The organism is Serratia proteamaculans (genome assembly GCF_008830365.1).
Lineage (GTDB): Bacteria > Pseudomonadota > Gammaproteobacteria > Enterobacterales > Enterobacteriaceae > Serratia > Serratia proteamaculans.
Map to the genome: position 1 here is coordinate 35,169 of NZ_WBKI01000003.1, position 24,451 is coordinate 59,619.

23 protein-coding genes are annotated in these 24,451 nt (G+C 55.3%); 6 read left to right on the forward strand and 17 right to left on the reverse strand.

What is annotated here, in order from left to right; translation table 11 throughout:
• Positions 1-636: 636 nt before the first annotated feature.
• Positions 637-3,192, forward strand: a complete 2,556-nt coding sequence (mutS, locus tag F8R23_RS13655; RefSeq protein WP_099062790.1) for a DNA mismatch repair protein MutS — start codon at positions 637-639, stop codon at positions 3,190-3,192.
• A gap of 80 nt (positions 3,193-3,272) precedes the next feature.
• Here mutS and rpoS read toward each other — a convergent pair whose 3' ends face one another.
• The 8 genes from rpoS to ftsB all read right to left on the reverse strand — a co-directional run bounded on the left by rpoS (position 3,273) and on the right by ftsB (position 9,853).
• Complete coding sequence (rpoS, locus tag F8R23_RS13660) at positions 3,273-4,271, reverse strand: RNA polymerase sigma factor RpoS (RefSeq protein WP_012005280.1); 999 nt, start codon at positions 4,269-4,271, stop codon at positions 3,273-3,275.
• A gap of 53 nt (positions 4,272-4,324) precedes the next feature.
• The gene (gene nlpD / locus F8R23_RS13665; RefSeq protein WP_165366334.1) at positions 4,325-5,311 is read right to left on the reverse strand and encodes a murein hydrolase activator NlpD; all 987 of its coding nucleotides are present in this window, start codon (positions 5,309-5,311) and stop codon (positions 4,325-4,327) included.
• Between the two features lie 325 nt (positions 5,312-5,636).
• Complete coding sequence (locus F8R23_RS13670) at positions 5,637-6,263, reverse strand: protein-L-isoaspartate(D-aspartate) O-methyltransferase (protein WP_012005278.1); 627 nt, start codon at positions 6,261-6,263, stop codon at positions 5,637-5,639.
• Positions 6,257-7,018: a 5'/3'-nucleotidase SurE gene (gene surE / locus F8R23_RS13675; RefSeq protein ID WP_129934302.1), complete on the reverse strand. Its 762-nt coding sequence runs from the start codon at positions 7,016-7,018 to the stop codon at positions 6,257-6,259. The genes F8R23_RS13670 and surE overlap by 7 nt, the downstream gene beginning before the upstream one ends.
• Positions 7,019-7,286: 268 nt before the next feature.
• Positions 7,287-8,333, reverse strand: coding sequence for a tRNA pseudouridine(13) synthase TruD (truD, locus tag F8R23_RS13680; protein WP_129937877.1), 1,047 nt, complete (start codon positions 8,331-8,333; stop codon positions 7,287-7,289).
• A gap of 4 nt (positions 8,334-8,337) precedes the next feature.
• The gene (gene ispF / locus F8R23_RS13685) at positions 8,338-8,811 is read right to left on the reverse strand and encodes a 2-C-methyl-D-erythritol 2,4-cyclodiphosphate synthase (RefSeq protein ID WP_004950274.1); all 474 of its coding nucleotides are present in this window, start codon (positions 8,809-8,811) and stop codon (positions 8,338-8,340) included.
• 10 nt (positions 8,812-8,821) lie between these two features.
• The gene (gene ispD / locus F8R23_RS13690; RefSeq protein WP_151415720.1) at positions 8,822-9,529 is read right to left on the reverse strand and encodes a 2-C-methyl-D-erythritol 4-phosphate cytidylyltransferase; all 708 of its coding nucleotides are present in this window, start codon (positions 9,527-9,529) and stop codon (positions 8,822-8,824) included.
• A 3-nt stretch (positions 9,530-9,532) separates the two neighbouring features.
• Positions 9,533-9,853, reverse strand: coding sequence for a cell division protein FtsB (ftsB, locus tag F8R23_RS13695; RefSeq protein ID WP_012005273.1), 321 nt, complete (start codon positions 9,851-9,853; stop codon positions 9,533-9,535).
• A gap of 406 nt (positions 9,854-10,259) precedes the next feature.
• Between ftsB and F8R23_RS13700 the strand changes: the two genes are divergently transcribed.
• From F8R23_RS13700 to F8R23_RS13710, 3 genes are all read left to right on the forward strand, one after another.
• Positions 10,260-11,030: a basic amino acid ABC transporter substrate-binding protein gene (locus F8R23_RS13700; protein WP_099062783.1), complete on the forward strand. Its 771-nt coding sequence runs from the start codon at positions 10,260-10,262 to the stop codon at positions 11,028-11,030.
• Between the two features lie 117 nt (positions 11,031-11,147).
• Positions 11,148-11,867, forward strand: coding sequence for an amino acid ABC transporter permease (locus F8R23_RS13705; protein WP_129934322.1), 720 nt, complete (start codon positions 11,148-11,150; stop codon positions 11,865-11,867).
• Positions 11,851-12,573, forward strand: coding sequence for an amino acid ABC transporter ATP-binding protein (locus F8R23_RS13710; RefSeq protein ID WP_129934294.1), 723 nt, complete (start codon positions 11,851-11,853; stop codon positions 12,571-12,573). Before F8R23_RS13705 ends, F8R23_RS13710 begins: the two co-directional genes overlap by 17 nt.
• Before the next feature lie 52 nt (positions 12,574-12,625).
• Here F8R23_RS13710 and F8R23_RS13715 read toward each other — a convergent pair whose 3' ends face one another.
• The 6 genes from F8R23_RS13715 to F8R23_RS24285 form a co-directional block, all read right to left on the reverse strand.
• On the reverse strand, positions 12,626-12,943 hold the full coding sequence (locus F8R23_RS13715) for a DUF3561 family protein (RefSeq protein ID WP_129934292.1): 318 nt from the start codon (positions 12,941-12,943) through the stop codon (positions 12,626-12,628).
• 85 nt (positions 12,944-13,028) lie between these two features.
• Positions 13,029-13,658 carry an adenylyl-sulfate kinase gene (gene cysC / locus F8R23_RS13720; RefSeq protein ID WP_099062781.1) on the reverse strand — a complete coding sequence of 210 codons (630 nt, stop codon included), beginning with the start codon at positions 13,656-13,658 and terminating at the stop codon, positions 13,029-13,031.
• Between the two features lies 1 nt (position 13,659).
• Positions 13,660-15,087, reverse strand: a complete 1,428-nt coding sequence (gene cysN, locus F8R23_RS13725; protein WP_129934290.1) for a sulfate adenylyltransferase subunit CysN — start codon at positions 15,085-15,087, stop codon at positions 13,660-13,662.
• 11 nt (positions 15,088-15,098) lie between these two features.
• Positions 15,099-16,007 carry a sulfate adenylyltransferase subunit CysD gene (gene cysD / locus F8R23_RS13730; RefSeq protein ID WP_037424720.1) on the reverse strand — a complete coding sequence of 303 codons (909 nt, stop codon included), beginning with the start codon at positions 16,005-16,007 and terminating at the stop codon, positions 15,099-15,101.
• 9 nt (positions 16,008-16,016) lie between these two features.
• Positions 16,017-17,447 (reverse strand): siroheme synthase CysG, encoded by a 1,431-nt coding sequence (cysG, locus tag F8R23_RS13735; RefSeq protein WP_151415721.1) that lies wholly within the window; start codon positions 17,445-17,447, stop codon positions 16,017-16,019.
• A 187-nt stretch (positions 17,448-17,634) separates the two neighbouring features.
• Positions 17,635-18,315: a hypothetical protein gene (locus tag F8R23_RS24285; protein ID WP_232810837.1), complete on the reverse strand. Its 681-nt coding sequence runs from the start codon at positions 18,313-18,315 to the stop codon at positions 17,635-17,637.
• Here F8R23_RS24285 and F8R23_RS13745 point away from each other — a divergent pair.
• The gene (locus F8R23_RS13745; RefSeq protein WP_242506409.1) at positions 18,226-19,257 is read left to right on the forward strand and encodes an aminopeptidase; all 1,032 of its coding nucleotides are present in this window, start codon (positions 18,226-18,228) and stop codon (positions 19,255-19,257) included. The genes F8R23_RS24285 and F8R23_RS13745 overlap by 90 nt on opposite strands.
• Positions 19,258-19,318: 61 nt before the next feature.
• On the opposite strand, the gene F8R23_RS13750 is transcribed toward F8R23_RS13745, so the two are convergent.
• The 3 genes from F8R23_RS13750 to cysJ all read right to left on the reverse strand — a co-directional run bounded on the left by F8R23_RS13750 (position 19,319) and on the right by cysJ (position 23,639).
• A complete protein-coding gene (locus F8R23_RS13750) occupies positions 19,319-20,053 on the reverse strand; it encodes a phosphoadenylyl-sulfate reductase (RefSeq protein WP_099062775.1) in 735 nt (244 codons plus the stop codon).
• 71 nt (positions 20,054-20,124) lie between these two features.
• Positions 20,125-21,840 carry an assimilatory sulfite reductase (NADPH) hemoprotein subunit gene (gene cysI, locus F8R23_RS13755; protein ID WP_012005259.1) on the reverse strand — a complete coding sequence of 572 codons (1,716 nt, stop codon included), beginning with the start codon at positions 21,838-21,840 and terminating at the stop codon, positions 20,125-20,127.
• Positions 21,840-23,639, reverse strand: coding sequence for an NADPH-dependent assimilatory sulfite reductase flavoprotein subunit (gene cysJ, locus F8R23_RS13760; protein ID WP_151415722.1), 1,800 nt, complete (start codon positions 23,637-23,639; stop codon positions 21,840-21,842). The genes cysI and cysJ overlap by 1 nt, the downstream gene beginning before the upstream one ends.
• A gap of 437 nt (positions 23,640-24,076) precedes the next feature.
• Between cysJ and queD the strand changes: the two genes are divergently transcribed.
• Positions 24,077-24,436, forward strand: a complete 360-nt coding sequence (gene queD / locus F8R23_RS13765; protein ID WP_012005257.1) for a 6-carboxytetrahydropterin synthase QueD — start codon at positions 24,077-24,079, stop codon at positions 24,434-24,436.
• Positions 24,437-24,451: the final 15 nt, after the last annotated feature.

A 24,451-nucleotide genomic window follows, 5' to 3' on the forward strand; every position in this document is an offset into this window, starting at 1 on the left:
CCCTCTTCACATTTCACATAAAAAAATAGTGTGATCGACGTCGCAAATAACTTTAAATTACTGAATAAATCCGATAATAATAACTAAAAAACAATTATAAACAATAAGTTATAAACATGCAGAGTATTTATGGATTATTCGACGCGCAGGTCCAGCCATCGCTCGATAGATGAGCAAAAAATCGTTCGCCCTTGATTAGAACACTTCAGCAAGATATGACGATCCTGCGGGTGGAAAAGAAGTGGTAAATGGAAGGAGTTTTGGGGCCAGGCTTTGACAGGTCAGGCTCAGTAAGGACTGGGTTACTCTTCGGGACAGATCGCCTGATTGGAGTAACACATTACTTTGATTGCCCACTAATGACATCTGCAATGCAGAGCTGTATCCCCCAAGATTAACCTGTGCAACGCTCTCCCCTGCCTTACAAATCGACTTTGCGTAAAGCTTCCCATTTTTACCTGTGACAGCCGATTGCCCGCTGGGCTAGTATAGCGGCAGTATTAAGGGCTTATTGATCCTTACCGCCGTCAACCACAGCTCTATCGAGTGGTTTTTTTGTGCCGCGGCGTGAACCTTAGTGACGACAATCAACATCACAACCAACTTTAAATTCAATGGATTGGAAACAGTAATCTTATGAATAGTACCGATAAGCTCGATTCACATACGCCGATGATGCAGCAGTACCTGCGCCTTAAGGCCCAGCATCCCGAGATCCTGCTGTTCTACCGCATGGGCGACTTTTACGAGCTGTTCTATGACGATGCCAAACGCGCTTCCCAACTGCTGGATATCTCGCTGACCAAACGCGGTGCCTCAGCAGGGGAACCTATCCCAATGGCCGGCGTACCCCACCACGCGGTAGAGAACTATCTGGCCAAGCTGGTGCAGCTCGGTGAATCTGTCGCCCTGTGTGAACAAATCGGCGATCCCGCCACCAGTAAAGGTCCGGTGGAGCGCAAAGTGGTGCGTATCGTCACGCCAGGCACCATCACCGACGAAGCGCTGTTGCAAGAACGTCAGGATAACCTGCTGGCGGCCATCTGGCAGGACGCGCGCGGCTTTGGCTACGCCACGCTGGACATCAGCTCCGGTCGTTTCCGCGTTGCCGAACCGGCAGATATCGAAACCATGGCGGCAGAGTTGCAGCGTACCAATCCCGCCGAGTTGCTGTACCCCGAAACCTTTGAACAGATGTCGCTAATTGAACAGCGCCACGGCCTGCGCCGTCGTCCACTGTGGGAATTTGAACCTGAAACGGCACGCCAGCAGCTTAATCTGCAGTTCGGCACCCGCGATCTCACCGGTTTCGGCGTTGAACAGGCTCATCAAGCGCTGCGCGCTGCCGGTTGTCTGTTGCAGTACGTTAAAGATACCCAACGTACCTCATTACCGCATATCCGCGGGATCACCATGGAGCGCCAACAGGACGGCATTATCATGGATGCCGCCACGCGGCGTAACCTTGAACTGACTCAGAACCTGTCCGGCGGCAGCGAAAATACTCTGGCGGCGATCCTCGACTGTAGCGTGACGGCGATGGGCAGCCGCATGCTTAAGCGCTGGCTGCACATGCCCACCCGCGACATCAAGGTGCTAAATAACCGCCAGCAGGCAATTGGCTCCCTGCAGGATCTTTATGCCGATTTGCAGCCTTCGCTGCGCCAGGTCGGCGACCTGGAACGCATTCTGGCCCGTTTGGCGTTGCGCAGTGCCCGCCCACGCGATCTGGCGCGTATGCGTCATGCTTTCCAACAATTGCCGGATATCCATGCGTTGCTAAAAGGGGTAGAAACCCCCTATGTGCAACAGTTGCTGTCACAGGTCGGTCAGTTTGATGAACTACAGGATTTGCTGGAACGCGCAGTGGTTGAAGCCCCCCCGGTGCTGGTACGTGACGGCGGCGTGATCGCTCCCGGCTACAACAGCGAACTGGATGAATGGCGCGCGCTGGCCGATGGTGCCACCGACTATCTCGACCGTCTTGAGATCCGCGAGCGTGAAAAGCTGGGGCTGGATACGCTGAAGGTGGGCTTCAATGGCGTGCATGGTTATTACATCCAGGTCAGCCGCGGACAAAGCCATCTGGTGCCGATCCACTACGTGCGCCGCCAGACGCTGAAAAATGCCGAACGTTACATCATTCCAGAACTGAAAGAATATGAAGACAAGGTGCTGACCTCCAAAGGGAAAGCGCTGGCGATCGAGAAAGGGCTGTACGAAGAGCTGTTCGACCTGTTGCTGCCGCACCTGGGTGAATTGCAACAAAGCGCCGGTGCGCTGGCCGAACTGGACGTGCTGGCCAACCTGTCTGAACGTGCAGAGACGCTGAACTACGCCTGCCCGACCATGAGCGAGCAACCCGGCGTGCGCATCACCGAAGGCCGCCACCCGGTCGTCGAGCAGGTGCTGAGCGAGCCGTTTATTTCCAACCCGCTGTCGCTGTCACCTCAGCGTCGGATGTTGATCATTACCGGCCCAAATATGGGCGGTAAAAGTACCTATATGCGCCAAACGGCGCTGATCGTGCTGATGGCACACATCGGCAGTTATGTGCCGGCGAGCAAGGCGGTCATCGGTCCGGTAGATCGCATCTTTACCCGCGTGGGCGCAGCGGACGATCTGGCCTCCGGGCGTTCTACCTTTATGGTGGAGATGACCGAAACCGCCAATATCCTGCATAACGCCACCGAAAACAGCCTGGTGCTGATGGATGAAATTGGCCGCGGTACATCAACTTATGACGGTTTATCCCTGGCCTGGGCCTGCGCCGAGAACCTGGCCAGCCGCATTAAAGCCATGACGCTGTTCGCCACCCATTACTTTGAGCTCACCACCCTGCCGGAAAAAATGGAAGGCGTGGTTAACGTGCATCTGGATGCGCTGGAACACGGCGACACTATCGCCTTTATGCACAGCGTGCAGGACGGCGCGGCCAGCAAGAGTTATGGTCTGGCGGTTGCTGCACTGGCCGGCGTACCGCGTGAGGTGATCAAGCGCGCGCGCCAGAAGCTGCGTGAACTGGAGGCCATTTCCAGCCATACCGCTACCGGTACCGTTGATGCCACCCAGATGACGCTGCTGAATGAGGAAACCTCACCGGCGGTTGAAGCACTCGAGGCGCTGGATCCGGATTCACTGTCGCCACGTCAGGCGCTGGAGTGGATTTACCGTCTGAAGAATATGGTCTGATCCTGCACAAACTGCAGGCATAAAAAAACGGTGAGCATGATGCTCACCGTTTTTATTTTGATGCGATTCAACTGTCGACGTTACTCGCGGAACAGTGCCTCAATGCTCAGGCCCTGCATTTGCAGAATTTCACGTAAACGGCGTAAACCTTCAACCTGGATCTGGCGTACTCGCTCGCGAGTCAGGCCAATTTCACGGCCCACATCTTCAAGCGTTGCCGCTTCGTAGCCCAACAGGCCAAAGCGACGCGCCAGCACTTCACGCTGTTTGGCGTTCAGTTCGAACAGCCATTTAACGATGCTCTGTTTCATGTCATCGTCTTGCGTGGTGTCTTCCGGTCCGTTGTCTTTCTCGTCTGCCAGAATATCCAGCAAAGCTTTCTCTGAATCCCCGCCCAACGGCGTATCGACAGAAGTGATACGTTCGTTCAGACGCAGCATACGGCTGACGTCATCGACCGGCTTGTCGAGTTGCTCTGCAATCTCTTCAGCGCTCGGTTCATGATCCAGTTTATGAGAAAGCTCGCGCGCAGTGCGCAAATAGACATTCAGTTCTTTAACAATGTGGATAGGCAAGCGGATGGTACGGGTTTGGTTCATGATCGCCCGTTCAATCGTCTGCCGGATCCACCAGGTTGCGTAAGTCGAGAAACGGAAACCGCGTTCTGGGTCAAACTTTTCCACCGCACGGATCAGACCGAGGTTACCCTCTTCGATCAGATCCAGCAGCGCCAGGCCGCGATTGCTGTAACGGCGGGCGATTTTCACCACCAACCGCAGGTTACTTTCAATCATTCGGCGGCGGGACGGCACGTCACCGCGCAGTGCACGCCGCGCAAAATAAACTTCTTCCTCTGCGGTCAGCAGCGGAGAATAACCGATTTCGCCAAGATAGAGCTGCGTCGCATCCAATACGCGTTGGGTCACGCCTTGTGACAACAACTCTTCTTCCGCTAAATCACTCTCACTGGCCTCTTCTTCAACCAGTGCTTTTTCGTCGAATGATTCCGCTTCCGTTGCGTTCTCGTCGAAATCCGCATCGTCATGTAACTCGTTAACTTTCAGCGTATTTTGGCTCATATGCTGCTCCTACCCGTGATACCGCGAGCAGAATACAGCGTATTCTGCCCAATCTATCGCTGCGGAAGATAACGCAGCGGGTTTACGGATTTCCCCTTGTAACGAATTTCAAAATGCAAACGTACTGAACTGGTTCCGGTGCTACCCATGGTGGCTATTTTTTGCCCCGCCTTCACTTCTTGTTGTTCCCGGACCAGCATTGTGTCGTTGTGAGCGTAGGCGCTCAGGTAATCATCATTGTGTTTGATGATGATTAGATTACCGTAACCTCGTAAAGCGTTGCCTGCATACACTACACGACCATCGGCGGTAGCGAAGATTGGCTGCCCACGAGTCCCGGCGATATCGACACCTTTATTCCCACCTTCTGATGAGGAAAAGTTATCAATAATCTTACCGTCAGTCGGCCATCTCCAGGTACTTACTGGGGCGCTGTTGCTGACGGTGCTGCTCACTGGTGGAGCAACTACCGGTGCGGTAACAGGGGCTGTTGCGGTAGTTGCCGCCACTGCACCTGCTGCAGGTAACATCTTACCTACATTCTGTTTACCCGAATTATCAGAATACGCGTTAGTTGATGGAGAATCAACCGTTGCAGTTTGTATCTGAGAGGTCGATGGTGGCTTCGGAACACCGCCGCTGGTTGCGTCTGTTGCCGCCAGCATGCCGCCGTTTCCGTTGGCAGAACCATTACCAAGCTGAATGCTTTGGCCCACATTCAGGCTGTATGGTTCAGGAATATTGTTGCGCTGGGCCAGGTCACGGTAATCGTTTCCGGTGATCCAGGCGATGTAAAACAGCGTGTCTCCGCGCTTAACCGTATAGGTATTACCGCTGTAGCTCCCTTTGGGGATCGAAGTGTAACTGCGGTTGTAAACAATGTGCCCTTCAGCATTAGCCTGTGATCCAGCATTGCCGGATGCAGCGGCTCCGCCACCGTCCACACTACTAATAGGGGCCGATGTCGACTCAGTGTTCGAACAACCTGCCAACCACAAACTTACCATCGTACACACCGCAACCCGGCGTAATGTAATCATTGGGCTTCCCGTGCTCATGCTTCCCCCATGACAGCAATATCAGCGATATATCCAAATACCCTTTACATGGTAGCTGAGCTTTTAACATTCTCTCGATTTCTACCCTGAAAGGTGCCCACGGCCGATCCCTGAACGTCAGGAAATCCTCATGCCGGAGCCTCAAAACAGCGCGCCAATGCTAACCACATTAGCGCCGCTGCACCATAAGACAACTACGCAGAAAGGCAATTGTATTGAAAATTAGTTTTATTGAAACGTTAAAACATTAACCGGAGGTGATGAAAGTGCAACAGATTTCGTTTCTTGTCGAAAATTCAGACAATCGCTAGGCCAATTCGCCCTTCACCAGGGGAACAAAACGCACCGCTTCGACGGTATCGATAACAAATTCGCTTCCCTGGCGCCGAATGTACTTCAGCGTTTGGGCCTGCTCACCTACCGGTAACACCAGAATGCCACCGTCGTCCAACTGCTCCATCAGCGCCGGAGGGATCTCCGGTGGTGCCGCCGTGACAATGATGGCATCAAACGGCCCGCGCGATGCCCAGCCCTGCCAGCCATCGCCGTGACGGGTGGAAACATTGTGAAGATCGAGTTGTTTCAACCGGCGCTTGGCCTGCCATTGCAGCCCTTTGATGCGTTCAACAGAGCAAACATGCTGCACCAGATGCGCCAGGATAGCGGTTTGATAGCCGGAACCGGTACCGATCTCCAATACCCGGGAAGTTGGCGTCAGGTTCAGCAGTTCGGTCATGCGTGCGACCATATAAGGTTGGGAGATCGTTTGGCCGGAGCCAATGGGTAACGCGGTATTCTCATAGGCCTTGTGTTCAAGTGCTTCATCAACAAAACGTTCCCGCGGTACTGCTTCGATCGCCTGCAGCAACCGTTCGTCCCGGATCCCCTGTTGACGCAGCTGCGTCAGCAATGTTTGCATACGCTTGTTCACCATTCCCCGCCGACCCCTGCTTTGGTTAACCACGTTTTTACCACGTTCTGAGCCGCATAGGCGGTTAAATCCACCTGCAGTGGCGTGATGGCCACATAACCCTGTTCTACCGCAGCGAAATCCGTGTCAGGCCCGGCATCAAACTTATCACCCGGCGGCCCAATCCAATAGAGATTTTGCCCGCGCGGATCTTGTTGGCAGAACACCTTGTCAGCCGGATGGCGGCTGCCGCAACGGGTCACACGAATGCCCTTAATCTGGTCCAGCGGTAAATCCGGCACGTTAATATTCAGAATTTTACCGGTTCGCAACGGTTCCCGCAGTAACGCACGCAGCACCCGACAGGTGATCGCCGCAGCGGTCGCATAATGCTGATGGCCGTTCAGCGATACGGCCAGCGCAGGTAACCCCAAATGACGCCCTTCCATAGCAGCCGCTACGGTGCCGGAATAGATAACGTCATCCCCCAGATTAGGCCCGGCGTTGATACCGGAAACCACGATATCCGGCGCAGGCTGCATCAGGGTATTCACGCCCAGGTAGACACAGTCGGTCGGCGTTCCCTGCTGTACGGCGATATCGCCATTGGGCATCGTCAGGGTGCGCAATGGGGATTCCAGCGTCAGCGCATTGGATGAACCACTGCGGTTACGATCCGGTGCCACAACTTGAACTTCGGCGAACTCTCGCAATGCCGCCGCCAGCACCTGAATGCCTGGGGCGGTCACGCCGTCGTCATTACTCAGCAATATCCGCATAAGAGGTTGTCTTCTTTTTTATCTCTCAACCTGACCCTTTTTAAGCGGGCCGGCTATTTAACTACTCGGAATGAACGCCCAAAAGGAGGGGCTTAACCAGCAGATATTATGTTCACTCCCCCCGGCATGTCCAGTCACCAAGGGAAAAGACGAATTTTCGACCGGCTTCGGCACACTTCTTAACACCAAAAACCGCAGACAGGGCCAATACACTTCATGGTGCCGTCATGCTCCAGACGAAAAAAAACCTGCCTAAGCAGGTTTTCTATTACTCGCTAATATCCGCATCACTGCTGTCCTGCCGCATAATTTCGCGCACCACGCTGGTGGCGAAACTGCCGGCCGGTAGCCAAAAACGCAGTTCAACGGTGGCATCATCCCACCAGTCCCACTGCATATTTTTTGGCTGTAACAACAGTGCACGGCGGGCCGGATCAACACGTTCACGCTTTAAAAGCGCCATCAGTTCCGGTTGCTCCAGCAAACACTGCTGTTCAAAATTTAACGCTTCACCGGCGGTGCCGGGTTCGCCGTCACCCGGCAAGGGGGCGGTAATCATCAGTTCGCCGGCATCCAGCCGCTGTTGCAGCGCTTCCAGCTCTTCAGGCTTGGCAACAAACCAGCTGCCACGACCACTGAGCTGCAAGGCATCTCCTTCCAGCACGGTATATTGCTGCTGATTGGCCAGACGCCGGCTGGCAATCAGATTAAACAGCGCACTACGGCTGGCAGAAAGATAAAAACTGCGCTTGCTGCGTTCTTTAACCCGGATCTCATCATTCGCCCAACGGCGCGCCATCACCAGATTATTGCCACCGCGACCAAAGCGCTGGCTGCCAAAATAGTTTGGCACACCGCTGGCCGCAATCGCCTGCAGACGCGGTTCGACATCCTGACGGTCGGAAATATGACGCAGTACCAGCGTGAAGGCATTGCCTTTCAGCGTGCCAATACGCATTTTGCGCAGGTGGCGGGCGCTGGCCAGCACTTCGCAGCCCTCCAGTGAGAACTGAGTAAAATCGGGAGTTTCCTTACCCGGCAAATGCAGGCAGAACCACTGCTCGGTCACCGCATGACGATCTTTCAGACCGGCATAACTGACAGAGCGGGCGTGAATACCGGCAAAGCGCGCCAGATAATCGGCGACAAATTGGGTGTTGCAGCCATTTTTGCGGATGTTCACCAGCACATGTTCGCCTTCTCCGTCCGGCTCAAAACCCAGGTCTTCCACCACCACGAAATCTTCCGGGTTGGCTTTCAACACGCCGGTGCTCTGCGGCTGGCCATGCAGCCAGGTCAGGTTAGTCATATCCATGCGCTTATTCCTTGATCAACAAGGCAACCGCTTCGCAGGCAATACCTTCGCCGCGCCCGGTGAATCCGAGCTGTTCGGTGGTGGTAGCCTTAACGTTAACGTCATCCATATGGCATTGCAGGTCTTCAGCCAGGAAAATGCGCATTTGCGGGATATGCGGCGCCATTTTAGGGGCTTGGGCAATAATGGTGATATCCAGATTCCCCAGACGATAGCCTTTGGCGCGGATACGTTTCCAGGCCTCACGCAGCAGCTCGCGGCTGTCGGCACCTTTGAAAGCGGGGTCTGTGTCCGGGAACAGCTTGCCAATATCTCCCAACGCCGCCGCACCCAGCAGGGCATCGGTCGCCGCGTGCAGCGCCACATCACCGTCGGAGTGGGCCAGCAAACCTTTTTCATAAGGGATACGAACACCACCGATCACCAGCGGCCCTTCGCCACCAAATTTATGTACGTCAAAACCGTGACCGATACGCATGATGCGCTCCTTAATTGTCCAACTGAGTTAAATAGAAGGCCGCCAGCGCCAAATCTTCCGGGCGCGTGACTTTAATATTGTCCGAGCGTCCACTGACCAGCAACGGATGATAGCCACAATGCTCCAGCGCAGAGGCCTCATCGGTGACCGTCGCGCCATCGTCCAACGCACGCTGCAGGCAAAGTTTAAGCAAGGCCAGCGGGAATAGCTGCGGCGTTAACGCATGCCACAGGTCCTGACGCTCAACGGTATGGGAGATTGCACTGTGACCCGACTCGGCACGCTTCATGGTGTCACGCACCGGTGCGGCTAAAATCCCCCCCACCTCGCTGTGTTCGGTGATCGCCAACAGGCGTTCCAGGTCGTCGGCATGCAGACAGGGCCGTGCAGCGTCGTGTACCAACACCCATTTTGCCTCACCGGCCAGTTGCAATCCGGCCATCACCGAATCGGCGCGTTGCTGACCGCCGACGGTGACCCGCACGCGGGGATCCCTGGCAATAGGTAACTGGTGGAATTGCTGGTCATCGGGGCCGATCGCCACAATCACCTGCGGAATACGCGGATGGCGCAATAGCGCGTGGATCGCGTGTTCGAGAATGGTTTGGTAGCCGATGGTTAAATACTGCTTCGGGCAATCCGCCTGCATACGGCTGCCGATACCGGCAGCGGGCAAGACGGCAATCACCGGTGGAACGGTTCCTGCGGAGTGATTCATGCGTTACTTTTGTAGGTTATTTTGCGAGGAGGACGCCGCGTTGCGTCTGGATTGATCAGGAACCAGACGATAGAAAGTTTCACCGGGCTTAATCATACTCAGTTCATTGCGCGCACGCTCTTCGATCGCTTCCTGACCGCCGTTCAAATCGTCGATTTCGGCGAACAGCTGATCGTTACGCGCTTTCAATTTCGCATTGCTGCCCTGTTGGACTGCAACGTCATCATTGACCCGCACGTAATCGTGAACACCATTTTTGCCCAGCCACAGTGAATACTGTAACCAACCGAGCAATGCCAGCAATAACAGCGTAAGTTTTCCCATCTCCGCCCCCTGAAAAACCACCTAATCATCCCACAACTTTTCGTTGGACTCCACACTGAGAACGGCATTTCACCGCCAAATTCAGAGTAGGATGAGAATTTCTTGAGTTTATAACCTAAATTCGCGCCGAAAGCGGCAAAAAAAACCACTTTCACCCGATAAGACACAGATCGACAGCACCGCCCTCCCTCAATCAGAGTTTTTATCGGTTATGCAGCCAGAAAAACTGGCTGCCCCGTCATTTTGCCAACGCTTCCGCCGACCACGAACGAAAAGTGCATATTTAACACCATTGAAAATTACATCATCAGGTAGGAGTTGTGTTTTTATTCATTAAGGATTATTTTTATGCACTCATAGTGCATAAATAAATCCAATGGATAACTTTTAATTACCGGGGATAGTGATGTTAAAACGCTTAGTTCTGATTGGTGCCTGCCTGGCCGCCACCCTGTCGGCCTCTGCCCTGGCAGCCGAACCTACTTACGTCGTCGGCTCCGGCGGCACCTATCGTCCGTTCGAATTCGAAAACAGCAACAAACAGCTGGAAGGCTTTGATATTGATATCATCAAGGCCGTGGCCAAGGCCGAAGGCTTCCAGGTCAAGCTGGTGAATACGCCGTGGGAAGGGATCTTCGCCACGCTGAATTCCGGCGATCGCGACATCATTATCTCCGGCATCACCATCACCGACAAACGCAAGCAAATGGTTGATTTCTCTGCGCCTTACTTCCCGGCGGAGCAGACTATCGTGGTGCCTAAAGACTCTAACGTGAATTCTATCGCCGCGTTGAAAGCGCTGAAGGTCGGTGTGGTGAACTCCAGCACCGGCGACATTGTGGTATCCGACGTGCTGGGTAAAAACAGCACCGCCATCAAACGCTTCGACAACACCCCTCTGCTGCTGCAGGAGCTGTACGAAGACGGCATCGGCGCCGCCGTGGGCGACGTTGGCGTGGCCAAGTTCTACATCAAAACTCACCCGGAAAAAGAGTTCAAGCTGGTGTCCGACGCCAAATTCGAGCGTCAGTATTTCGGCATTGCCGTTGCCAAGGGCAACGAGGAACTGCGCGGCAAGATCAACGCCGGCCTGAAGAAAATCATCGCCGACGGCACCTACGCCAAAATTTACCAGACCTGGTTTGACAGCAACGTGCCGACGCTTCCTGCCGAATAAGCCTTAAGTTACCGGAGCTCGCCCGAGCTCCGGAGCAACAATCTCTTTGAGTACACCGAGAAGGAACACCCATTGAATTTCCGTTGGGAGATTATCCAGGAGTACGCCCCGCTGTTTATGGAAGGCGCCTGGATGACCATCAAATGCACCATTATCTGCGTGATATTGGGCACCACCTGGGGGCTAATCCTGGGGTTGGGCCGTCTGGCGCAAGCACCGCACGGCATCTGGAAACCGATACTGCATTACGGCGTACAGTGGCCGGTGCGCATTTATATCAGTGCCTTCCGCGGCACACCGCTGTTTGTGCAGATCATGGTGGTGCACTTCGCCCTGGTGCCGTTGTTTATCAACCCACGTGACGGCCTGCTGGTCACCAACGGCCTGATGAGCAGTGACTTCGCCCGTGCGCTGCGCTCCGACTACGGCGCGTTTCTCTCCTGCGTCGTGGCGATTACGCTCAACGCCGGTGCCTACGTCTCGGAAATTTTCCGTGCCGGTATTCAGTCAATCGATCGCGGCCAGATGGAGGCTTCACGCTCACTGGGCATGAGCTACGGCAAAACCATGCGCAAGGTGATCCTGCCACAGGCATTCCGTCGCATGCTGCCACCGCTGGGCAACAACGCCATTGCCATCGTCAAGGATTCCTCACTGGCCTCCGCCATCGGCCTGGCCGATCTGGCCTATGCCGCCCGGACGGTTTCCGGCGCCTATGCCACCTATTGGGAGCCCTACCTGACCATTTCGCTGGTCTATTGGGTCCTCACCTTCCTGCTTTCGCTGATGGTGCAACACATGGAAAAGAGGTTCGGGAAAAGTGATTCGCGTACATAATCTGCAAAAACAATTCGGCGAAAGCCACGTACTGCGTGGCATCTCCTGCGAAATCGCGACCAACGAAGTGGTCTGCGTCATCGGCCCGTCCGGCTCCGGTAAAAGCACCTTCCTGCGTTGTATCAACGCGCTGGAAACGCTTTCTGGCGGCGAGGTCCTGGTTAACGGTTTTGCCATACACAGCCAAAAAACCGATCTCAATAAAATGCGTGAGAGTGTAGGGATGGTGTTCCAGCGCTTTAACCTGTTCCCGCATATGACGGTGCTGGAGAACATTATTATGGCGCCGATGGGGGTGAAAAAGCTGTCGCGCGCCGACGCCATCCTGCGCGCAGAAGCGCTGTTACGTAAAGTGGGTCTGTTGGACAAGATTGACGCCTATCCCAGCAGCCTGTCCGGCGGCCAACAACAGCGGGTGGCGATTGCCCGGGCATTGGCGATGGAGCCGAAAATCATGCTGTTCGACGAACCCACCTCAGCGCTTGATCCCGAGTTGGTCGGCGAAGTGCTGGCGGTCATGAAGTCGTTGGCACACGAAGGAATGACCATGGTGGTGGTCACCCACGAGATGGGTTTTGCCCGCGAAGTGGCCGATCGGGTGTTGTTTATCGATCAAGGGATCATTCAGGAAGAAGGCACGCCGCAGCAGATTTTCAGCCAGCCAACCAACCCGCGAACTCAGGCTTTTCTAAGCAAAGTTTTGTAACCTTCGGCACGGCTTTGCAATGCTTCGGGCGCAGACAACTGCGCCCGCTCTCTCACCAACCGGTCAGAAAACTGAATACCAGCCAGAACAGACACAGCACGATAGCGCCAGTCAGCAGCAGCGTCAGGATCAGACGGCCACGCAGCAGCATGCTGAGCGTAATACCAATCAGCACCGAAACCGGCATCAGGGCCAGGAAGAACGGCCAGGTGTAGAGCAGGAAGAAGAGGGTGTTGGAGCCATAGACCACGAACGGCACCGCGAACGCTAGCCAGTAGAAAACAAAGCCACAGACGCCGCCCAGGAAAGAATAAGAGGGTTCCTCTTTGTCCTGGTTTGAGTCAATCAAGATAGGCGAGACATTTTGCATAGTGATCCCTGGTTATTCGGCACGCTCTTCGGCGGGCTTAGCGTAAAAAGCGTATGACGCAAAAACGCCACACGCTTTTCTGAATTCAGGGTTTGATAATAGCCCGACCACGCAGCACGTCTAACAATTGCGCAATCAAATTTGTTACCAATTGTTGGCCATCAAGGTGAATATCCGGCCGTTGCGGTGCCTCGTAAACCGAGTCAATTCCGGTGAAATTACGCAGTTCGCCGGCGCGGGCTTTTTTGTATAATCCCTTCGGATCGCGCTCCTCACAAATCGCCAGCGGCGTGTCGACAAACACCTCGATAAAGCGATCTTCATCAAGCAGTTGGCGCACCATCTGCCGTTCTGCGCGGTGCGGTGAAATAAACGCGGTCAGCACCACCAGCCCGGCATCCACCATCAGTTTGGACACTTCACCCACGCGGCGAATGTTCTCGCGTCGATCGTCATCGGAAAAGCCCAGATCTCGGCACAGGCCATGGCGCACGTTATCGCCATCCAACAGATAGGTGCTGACGCCAAGGGCGTGCAGCGCCTGCTCCAGTGCACCAGCGACGGTGGATTTACCCGAGCCGGACAGCCCGGTAAACCACAGCACCACGCCTTTATGGCCATTACGGGCTTCACGATCCGCACGCGCTACCGCATGCGGGTGCCAGACCACGTTATCGTCCTCCGGCCCGGTTGGCCGTTGCTCTGCATCGGCCACGTTATTTGCCCCCGATCAGGTCACGCGCGCCCCAATGCGGGAAGTGTTTGCGTACCAGGGCATTCAGTTCCAGCTCGAACGCGCTGAACTCCCCTGCCATCACCGGAGCGTCCTGTAAGGTTTCGCGGATCAATCCGGCACCGACCGTGACGTTACTCAGGCGATCGATAAAAATCAGCCCACCGGTAACATGGTTACGCTGATAGCTGTCCAGCACCAGCGGCTCGTCGAAGGTCAGCTCCACCAGACCAATGCCGTTCAGCGGCAAGGTGTCGGTCTGATGTTGGGCCAGCGAGTTAATTTCTACCTGGTGACGAATACCTTCCACCCGTGCTCGGGTCTTTTTACCGGCGACCTTGATGTCATAGCTCTGCCCTGGCAACAGCGGCTTCTCGGCCATCCACACCACGTCGACCAGTGCGCTTTGCGCCGCCTGCAAGGTTTCCCCGGCATCGACCAGCAAATCGCCACGGCTGATGTCCACTTCATCCTTCAGCACCAGCGTGATCGCCTCACCCGGCACCGCTTCCTGCAAATCGCCATCAAAGGTAACAATGCGTGCAACGGTAGATTCCACACCTGAAGGCAGCACCTTCACGCGTTGGCCCACGCGCACCACACCGGCAGACAGGGTCCCGGCATAGCCACGAAAATCCAGGTTCGGACGGTTAACATATTGCACCGGGAAGCGCAGCGGCTGCGTTTCGCGCTCACTGATCACATCCACACTTTCCAGCACCTGCAGCAGCGTTGGGCCGTTATACCAAGGCATCTGGGTGCTTTCGCTGGCCACATTATCGCCGTCCAGCGCCGACAGCGGGACAAACTTGATGTCCAGATCGTTTGGCAACTGCTGGGCGAAGGTCAGATAATCCTGTTTGAACTGCTCGAATACCGACTCTTGATAATCCACCAGGTCCATTTTATTGACCGCGACCACCAGATGGCGGATCCCCAGCAACGTAGCGATAAAGCTGTGTCGGCGAGTTTGATCCAGCACCCCTTTGCGTGCGTCGATCAACAGGATCGCCAAATCGCAGGTAGAGGCACCGGTCGCCATATTACGGGTGTACTGCTCATGCCCCGGCGTATCGGCGATAATAAACTTGCGCTTTTCGGTCGAGAAATAACGATAGGCCACATCGATGGTAATGCCCTGCTCACGCTCGGCCTGCAGACCGTCGACCAGCAATGCCAGATCGAGCTTTTCACCCTGGGTGCCGATGCGCTTGCTGTCACTGTGCAGCGTTGACAGCTGATCTTCGTAGATCTGGCGGGTATCGTGCAGCAGGCGGCCGATCAGGGTGCTTTTACCGTCGTCGACGCTGCCGCAGGTCAGGAACCGTAACAGACTTTTATGTTGCTGTGCGTGCAGGTAAGACTCGACCCCACCCTGTTCAGCGATTTGTTGTGCAATTGCGTTATTCATCCGGCGACTCCTTAGAAATACCCTTGACGCTTTTTCAGCTCCATCGAGCCGGACTGATCGCGGTCGATCATCCGTCCCTGGCGCTCACTGGTGGTGGACACCAACATCTCTTCGATGATTTCCGGCAGCGTTTCGGCCTCGGACTCCACCGCTCCGGTCAGCGGCCAGCAACCCAGCGTGCGGAAACGCACCATGCGCTGGCTGATCACTTCACCCGGCTGCAGATCAATACGATCGTCGTCCACCATCAGCAGCATGCCGTCGCGCTCTACCACCGGGCGTGGTTTCGCCAGGTACAACGGGATAATGTCGATCTTTTCCAGGAAGATATATTGCCAGATATCCAGCTCGGTCCAATTCGACAGCGGGAACACACGAATGCTCTCGCCCTTGTTAATCTGGCCGTTATAGTTGTGCCACAGTTCCGGACGCTGGTTCTTCGGATCCCAGCGGTGAAAACGGTCGCGGAAAGAATAGATACGCTCTTTGGCGCGTGACTTCTCTTCGTCACGACGAGCACCACCAAAGGCGGCATCAAAACCGTATTTGTTCAGCGCCTGCTTCAGGCCTTCGGTTTTCATGATATCAGTGTGCTTGGCACTGCCGTGAACGAACGGGTTGATGCCCATCGCCACGCCTTCCGGGTTTTTGTGGATCAGCAGTTCAAAACCGTATTCCTTCGCGGTGCGATCACGGAATTGGTACATTTCACTGAATTTCCAGCCGGTATCCACGTGCAGCAGAGGGAACGGCAGCGTGCCCGGGTAAAAGGCCTTACGCGCCAGGTGCAGCATCACGGAAGAGTCTTTACCGATGGAATAGAGCATCACCGGGTTGCCGAATTCAGCGGCGACTTCACGGATGATATGGATACTCTCCGCCTCCAATTGCCGCAAATGAGTGAGTCGTTTTTCGTCCATAACAGATCCTTAAGCCAAATTCACGACGGCTGGGCGTGATACCCCTTCCGTCTGCGGTTGATGCCCAAACCAGGCGATTTGGTGATGTAACTCCACCACTTCGCCGATCACCAGCAGCGCCGGTAACGGTGCCTGTTGAGCCAATTGTTCGAGTTGTTGCAGCGTACCGGTTTGCACCAGTTGGTCCGCACGCGTGCCGCGGCTGATGACCGCTACGGGCGTCGTGGCCGCGCGGCCGTGGGCTATCAGGCGCTGGCTAATATCCGCCGCCTTCATGGTGCCCATATAGATAGCCAGAGTCTGACGCGCACGCGCCAGGTCGGCCCAGTCCAGCCCATCGCCGTCGGGACGACAGTGACCGGTAATAAAGGTGACACTTTGTGCGTGATCGCGGTGCGTCAGCGGGATACCTGCATAGGCAGTAGCCCCGGCGGCAGCGGTCACACCCGGCACCACCTGGAACGGAATGCCTGCCGCAGCAGCCACCTGCAATTCTTCGCCACCCCGACCAAAGATAAAGGGATCGCCCCCCTTCAACCGCACCACACGCTTGCCCTGTTGCGCCAGTTCCACCAGCAGGCGGTTGGTTTCTTCCTGGATCACCGAATGCGCGCCGGCGCGTTTGCCCACGCAGATGCGTTCGGCATCGCGACGAACCAAATCAAGGATTTCATCGCTGACCAGATGGTCATACAGCACCACGTCGGCCTGCTGCATCACCTGCAGCCCGCGTAGGGTCAGTAACCCCACGTCGCCCGGCCCGGCGCCCACCAGCGAGATTTCTCCCTGAGTGCCTTCACTGCCCTGGACAAACTGCTGTAAGTCCTGCTCCAGTTGCCGTTCCGCCTCGGCAGTTTGGCCATTGGCCACCAGCGTTGCGAAACGGCCACCAAAGGTTTTTTCCCAAAAGCGCCGGCGTTCACCGATCGCATTCAGCCGTTGTTTCACCTGCCCGCGCCAGCGCCCGGCGACCTCGGCCATCTGCCCCAGGCTGGCGGGCAACAAGGCTTCGAGTTTTTCACGCAGCATGCGCGCCAACACCGGCGCCTGGCCGCTGGAAGAGACGGCCACCACCAGGGGTGAACGGTCGATTATCGACGGGAAGATGAACGAGCAACGCGGCTGATCGTCCACCACATTGGCCAGCACCCGGCGTTTGTCCGCTTCGGCAAACACCTCGGCGTTCAACGCATTGTCATCAGTGGCTGCAATCACCAGGAAAACATCATCCAGTTGCTGAGCGACAAAAACTTGTCCCAGCCAGTGGACTTGCCCCTGCTGACGTAATTGTTCGAGTATCGGTGAGAGTGACTGCGCAACTATCCGTATTTCAGCCCCGGCGCGCAGGAGAAGATCAACTTTGCGCGCAGCCACTTCACCGCCGCCAACGACCAGCACCGGACGTTGTTTTAGGTCGGCAAATATAGGTAGATAGTCCACAACAGCCTTTTCATCTATGCAGAAAGATACTGTGACTATACGGGCTGAGATTTAGCCTCTGAAATGACGAAAAGGAATGACTAGTGCAATAATGGAATAAGGCACGCCGCGTCAGGGTTTGCGGCGGTTTCACGCCCGGTATGGCCACAGCGATGAACCAGCCCAGGCAGGCGCCAGGGGGCGGAAGTTAAAACCAAAACTTCGCGGCAGTCATACACAGTCCGGCTACAACCAATATGGTGCTAACCATCCATTTGGTTTGATTAGTCATCTCTTTATGAACCAAACCGATCTCCCGATGCAGCAATCCCACTTCCTTATGCAAATCGCCTTTGGTAACAAACTCCACTGAACGCATAGTCAGCGTCGCTAAATCGGTTTTGACCTGATTAAGAGTAAGTTCCACATACTCAGCTTTCTTCTTTATCAGGCAAAACCTGTTATCACACTTGTCCAACATCAGGGTTTCTCCTTCGATCCGTATGAACCTTATCGCCGAATAATAAACCACATATTTTACATGGTTAAATACCGATTCCCGTAATATGCCCAGCATTTCGCAAAATGTGTTGCACGAACCCGGGATCGATATCAATAGTTGCGCACAGCGCCGAAATTTTGCCTGCACAGCGTAAATTTCAGAGCGGAGGAAATTGTTTAATCTGCCGCCGAGTCTCATACTGAGAGCCGCAAAAAGAATCGGTATTACCGACATTAAAAAGAAGGATTTTTCGGTATGTTTTCCCGCTTTTACCTGAAGACCGGCCTGCTGGTAGCAGTGCTTGGCGGTATTTTCAGCGTTTCGGCTGCCGCCCAGCCCGCGAAAGAGGCCCCAATGGGCAAATTCGCCGCCGATCAAATTCGTCATATTGCCACCTATTTCCCCGGCCGTATGGCAGGCAGCCCAGCCGAATTGCTCACCGCCGACTATCTGAACCAGCAGTTCAGCAAGATGGGGTATCAGAGCGATATCCGCAGTTTCAATACCCGGTATATCTACACCAGCAAAGACGGCAAGAAGAACTGGAATAACGTCACCGCCAGCTCGGTGATCGCCGCCAAAAATGGCAGTAATCCGCAGCAAATCCTGATCGTCGCGCATTTTGATACCTATACGCCGAAGAGCGATGCCGATCTGGACAACAATCTCGGCGGCTTGACGCTACAGGGCGTCGATGACAATGCCTCTGGCGTTGGTGTGATGTTGGAGTTGGCGGAACGCCTGAAGAATATCCCCACGACTTACGGCCTGCGCTTTGTCGCCACCAGCGCCGAAGAGATCGGTTCGCTGGGTGCACAGAACTATTTGCAACGCATGAGCCCGGAAGAGAAACGTAATACGCTGCTGGTGATTAACCTCGATAGCCTGATTACCGGCGATCGCCTGTACTTCAATTCCGGTCTCAACACGCCGCCGAAACTGGCGAAACAGAGCCGCGATCGCGCGCTGGATATTGCCCATCGCTACGGTATCGCTGCCGCCACTAACCCGGGCACTAAGGCACACCCAAAAGGCACCGGCTGCTGCTCCGATCAGGAAGTGTTTGATAAAGCCGGTATCCCGGTACTGGCCGTCGAAGCCACCAATTGGTCACTGGGTGATAAAGACGGCTATCAACAACGCGCCGTCAGTCCGCATTTCCCACAGGGCGTGAGCTGGCATCGCCCGCAGTACGATAACCTGCAATACCTGGAGCGTAATCTGCCAGGGCGAATCGACAAGCGCAGCCGCGAGAGCGTGCAGATCCTGTTGCCGCTGATCAAAGAGCTGGCACAGGCACACCCGATAAAAACACCCAAGAAGAAGTAGTCCGTAACAGAAATAACAAGGGCCCAGCAAATGCTGAGCCCCTGGCCGGTTTAATAGGATATTAGCCTTCGTGCAGGCCACACTCACGCTTCAGACCGAAGAAGCGGGTTTCTTCCTCGCTCATGCCCGGTTCCCATTTCTGCGTAGTATGGGTATCCCCTACCGACAGATAGCCTTGCTCCCACAACGGGTGGTAACTCAGGCCGTGCTCGGTGAGGTATTGATAAATTTTGCGGTTGTCCCAGTCGATAATCGGCAGGATCTTGAACACCCCGCGTTGTACCGCCAACACTGGCAAATGAGCGCGACTGCCAGATTGCTCACGGCGCAGGCCGGCGAACCAGGTCTGTCCGCCCAAAGTTTCCAGCGCGCGGTTCATCGGTTCAACCTTGTTAAGCTGGTTGTACTTCTCGATGCCCTCAACGCCCTGCTCCCACAGTTTGCCATAGCGTGCCTCCTGCCAGGCAGGCGACTGCTCGGCGCGGAACACCTGCAGGTTCAGCTTCAGTTTGTCAGCCAACTGGTCGATAAACTGATAGGTTTCCGGGAACAGATAGCCGGTATCGGTGAGGATCACCGGGATATCCGGCTTGATCCGGGTTACCAGATGCAGGCACACCGCGGCCTGAATGCCAAAGCTTGAAGAGAGCACAAACTCGCCCGGCAGATGTTCCAGAGCCCATTCCACACGTTGCTCGGCAGAAAGGGTTTCCAACTGACCATTAACCACCGCCAGTGCCAACGCCTGCCCAGATTTGGGCAGCGCATTGAGCTCTGCCAGATTGAATTCAGCCATGTTGCCTGCCTCCTGATGCTTGAATCATACCGCGCAGATCCAGCCCCCTGTAACAGCAGGGCCAAATGGCGTCAGTCCCAGAAATCCTGTGCCGGATCAACCACCGGCCGGACCACACCGGCGCGGATGGTGAAATCACCAAAGCCTTCGCCTGCCGTGCGCTCGGTGGCCCAACGGCCCACCAGTTGGTCAATCTCTCGCAGAATTTCTTCTTCGTTAATATTTTCTCGGTACATACGCGGTATACGCGTGCCTTCGCGGTTACCGCCCAAATGCAGGTTATAACGGCCAACCGCTTTACCCACCAGGCCAATCTCCGCCAGCAGCGCACGACCACAGCCATTCGGGCAGCCGGTGATGCGCAATACGATGTGCTCGTCCCCCACGCCGTGCCGATGCAGGATCCCTTCCACCTTGGTGACGAACTCCGGCAAGAAACGCTCGGCCTCCGCCATTGCCAACGGGCAGGTCGGGAAGGATACGCAAGCCATCGAGTTTTGGCGCTGTACGCTGACCCCATCGTCGATCAGACCATGATCTCGCGCCAGAGCTTCGATCTTCGCCTTCTCGCTTTCCGGCACGCCGGCGACGATCAGGTTCTGGTTGGCGGTCAGGCGGAAATCCCCTTTGTGGATCCGCGCGATCTCGGCAACGCCGGTTTTCAGCGGACGCCCCGGGTAATCCAATAACCGACCGTTCTCAATAAACAGCGTCAGGTGCCATTGGTTATCAATACCTTTCACCCAACCAATGCGATCGCCGCGACCGGTGAATTCGTACGGGCGGATTGGCTCGAAAGTGATGCCTGCCCGTTTTTCCACTTCAGCACGGAAGGTGTCGACCCCGACGCGCTCCAGCGTATATTTGGTTTTGGCGTTCTTGCGATCGGTACGATTACCCCAGTCGCGTTGAGTGGTCACTACCGCTTCCGCGACGGCCAGCGTGTGTTCCAGCGGGATATAGCCGAATTCACTGGCCTGGCGGGCATAAGTTTTCTTGTTGCCGTGTTCAATCGACAAACCACCGCCCACCAGCAGGTTGAAGCCCACCAGCTTGCCGTTTTTGGCGATCGCAACGAAGTTCATGTCGTTAGCGTGCAGATCAACGTCATTCTGCGGCGGGATCACCACCGTGGTTTTAAATTTGCGCGGCAGATAGGTAGCACCGAGGATTGGCTCTTCGTCGGTGGTCGCCACTTTTTCCTGATCCAGCCACACTTCTGCATAAGCGCGGGTACGCGGTAGCAGGTGTTCAGAAATCTTCTTCGCCCACTCGTAGGCTTCCTGATGCAGCTCAGACTCTACCGGGTTGGAGGTACAAAGTACGTTGCGGTTGACGTCGTTGGCGGTAGCCAGTGCATCCAGGCCCAATCGGCCCAGCAGTTGGTGAACCGGCTTCACGTTGCCCTTCAAAATGCCATGGAACTGGAAGGTCTGACGGTTGGTGATACGAATGCTGCCGTAAAGCGTGCTTTCCTGCGCAAACTTATCAATGCCCAGCCACTGCTGCGGGGAAATAATCCCCCCCGGCAGACGGCAACGCAGCATCATCGCGTGGCGCGGCTCCAGCTTCTGCTCGGCACGTTCGGCACGAATATCACGGTCGTCCTGCTGGTACATGCCGTGAAAACGGATCAGCAGGAAGTTGTCACCGGTAAAACCGCCGGTCAGGCCGTCCTTCAAATCTTCAGCGATGGTGCCGCGCAGGAAGTTACTTTCTTTCTTCAAACGCTCGGCATCGGCCAATTTGCCTTCAACCACCAGAGGCCCCGGGTGTTTATCACTCATCAGTAAACATCTCGCTGATAACGGCGCTCAAGGCGCAGCTCACTTAAAAATTCATCCGCCAGCTCGGCATCCATACCACCGTGCTCGGCCACCAGTTCCAGTAATGTATTTTCCACGTCCTTCGCCATGCGGTTTGCATCGCCACAGACATAAATGTGTGCGCCTTCCTGGATCCAACGCCACACTTCCGCGCCCTGTTCGCGCAGTTTGTCTTGCACGTAGACTTTATGTTGCTGGTCGCGTGACCAGGCCAGATCGATGCGGGTCAGCAGGCCGTCCTTCACATAGCGCTGCCATTCGACCTGATACAGGAAATCCTCGGTAAAGTGCGGGTTGCCGAAGAACAGCCAGTTCTTACCACCGGCACCGTCAGCATCACGCTGCTGCATAAAGGCACGGAACGGCGCAATGCCGGTACCCGGACCAATCATGATCACCGGCGTTTCCGGGTTGACCGGCAAACGGAAGTTGTCGTTATGTTCGATGAAGACCCGCAGGTCGCCATCCTCTTCCAGACGATCGGCCAGGAAACTGGAGGCGCCACCGGCACGTTCGCGGCCGTCGATATCGTAGCGCACCACACCGACGGTAACGTGCACTTCGTTTTCGTTCTCAGCCTGCGAGGAAGCGATGGAATACAGACGCGGAGTCAGCGGACGCAGTAAAGCAATCAACTGTTCGGCGTTAAGATCGGCCGGGGCCTGACGCACCATGTCGACAATCGGCGTGTTGTGCGCGTAATGCTGCAGCGCCGCTTTATCCGCCAGCAGGCCGATCAACTTCTCATCACGCGACAGGGCCGCGTATTTGTCGACAATCAGCGTGGTGTTCTGCGTCAGCTCAAAATGGCTGCGCAACGCTTGCGCCAGCGGCAAGGTTTTGCCTTCCACTTCCACCGACTCGTCGCCTTTCAGCCACAGCAGCTGCACCAGCTCATCCACCAGCGCAGGATCGTTATCGAACCAGACGCCCAGCGCGTCACCCGGTCGGTAACGCAAGCCAGAATCGCCCAGGTCGATCTCGATATGGCGCACGTCTTTGTCTGACGCACGGCCGGTAATTTTTTGCTTCACTGCCAGTTGCGCGGTCAGCGGCTGTTCTTTGCTGTATGGGCTGCTGTCGAGCAGATCAACCGCGCCGCTGGCAAGCTGGCCCGGTGCAGCGTTTTCAGCCGGGGCACGTGCTTTCAGCACTTCCACTACCTGTTTACGCCAGGCCGTGGCCAGTTCCTGATATTCCACGTCGGCGTCAACCCGCTCGACCAGGCGCTCGGCACCCAGTTCGGCCAGTTTGCCGTCGAAGTCTTTCCCCGACTGACAGAAGTTTTCGTAGGAAGTATCCCCCAACCCGAATACCGCAAAAGCGGTCTCGTTGAGTTTGGGTGCTTTCTTTGAGAACAGGAATTTATGCAGCGCAACCGCCTCTTCCGCCGGATCACCTTCTCCCTGCGTGGAGGCGACGATCACCAGCAAACGTTCCTGGGCAATTTGCTTGAACTTGTAGTCACCGGCGTTCACCAGAGTGACGCTCAATTTGGCGGCCAACAGATCGTCACGCAGCTGTTCTGCCAGACGGCGTGCATTACCGGTTTGCGACGCGGAGATCAGCGTGATGCTGGCGGCAGCCGAGGCCACCGGCGCAATGGCTACGGTGCCAGGCTGTTGATTGACCATTCCCCAGAAATAACCTGACAGCCACGCCAGCTGCGTTGGTGAATATTCACCAATCGCCGCCTGCAGGCGCGCCAGCTGTTCGGGCGTCAGCGGGAGCAAAGATGTTGGAGGTGCCTGAGTCGTCATTGCAGTACTTATTTCCTATACTTGGCACCTATCCAGCCAGGTGCTCGCCAATGTCAGTCGCTGTCTTTTCGTTCAGTCCGTGGTGCTGAAAAGATCAGGATAGTTTGTAAGGTTACCGAGCAGATTAGCAACGATTAAATAAGGGATAGCCATAAATAATAACTAAAATGACTAAGCGGTTTTTCTGGTAAGGGTTAGCAGTTAAAGCGTTAAGGTATATTTTTTATCCATATGAAAATAAAGATGTTTTTTTGAAGCTTATTGAATGACTCGTATTTACCACTCATTACCCCAACCGATAGGTCTATCCGCGACCAAACAAAAAAAGTGTTAAGACCGCTTTGCCGCGGCTGGCAGTAGACCAAAGCAGTATAAATGGCAAGCAGGCTCCATTTCCGGTAAACTTCGGCGGTTTTTGAGTCAATGAGGCCGTAATAATGGCAACCACGCTGTTTAAAGATTTTCAGTTTGAAGCCGCACACCGCTTGCCGAACGTCGCGGAGGGCCATAAATGTGGTCGTCTACACGGGCATTCGTTTATGGTGCGTCTGGAAGTGACCGGTGAAGTCGATGCACACACCGGTTGGGTGATGGATTTCGCCGAGCTTAAAGCCGTGTTCTCCCCTATCTGGGAGCGCCTGGATCACAATTATCTAAACGATATTCCAGGATTGGAAAATCCCACCAGCGAAGTTCTCGCCGCCTGGATTTGGCAGCAGCTCAAACCCCAGTTGCCGGAACTGACTGCGGTGATGGTGAAAGAAACCTGTACCGCGGGATGTGTGTATAAAGGTTAAAGAAAGGGCGCCGAT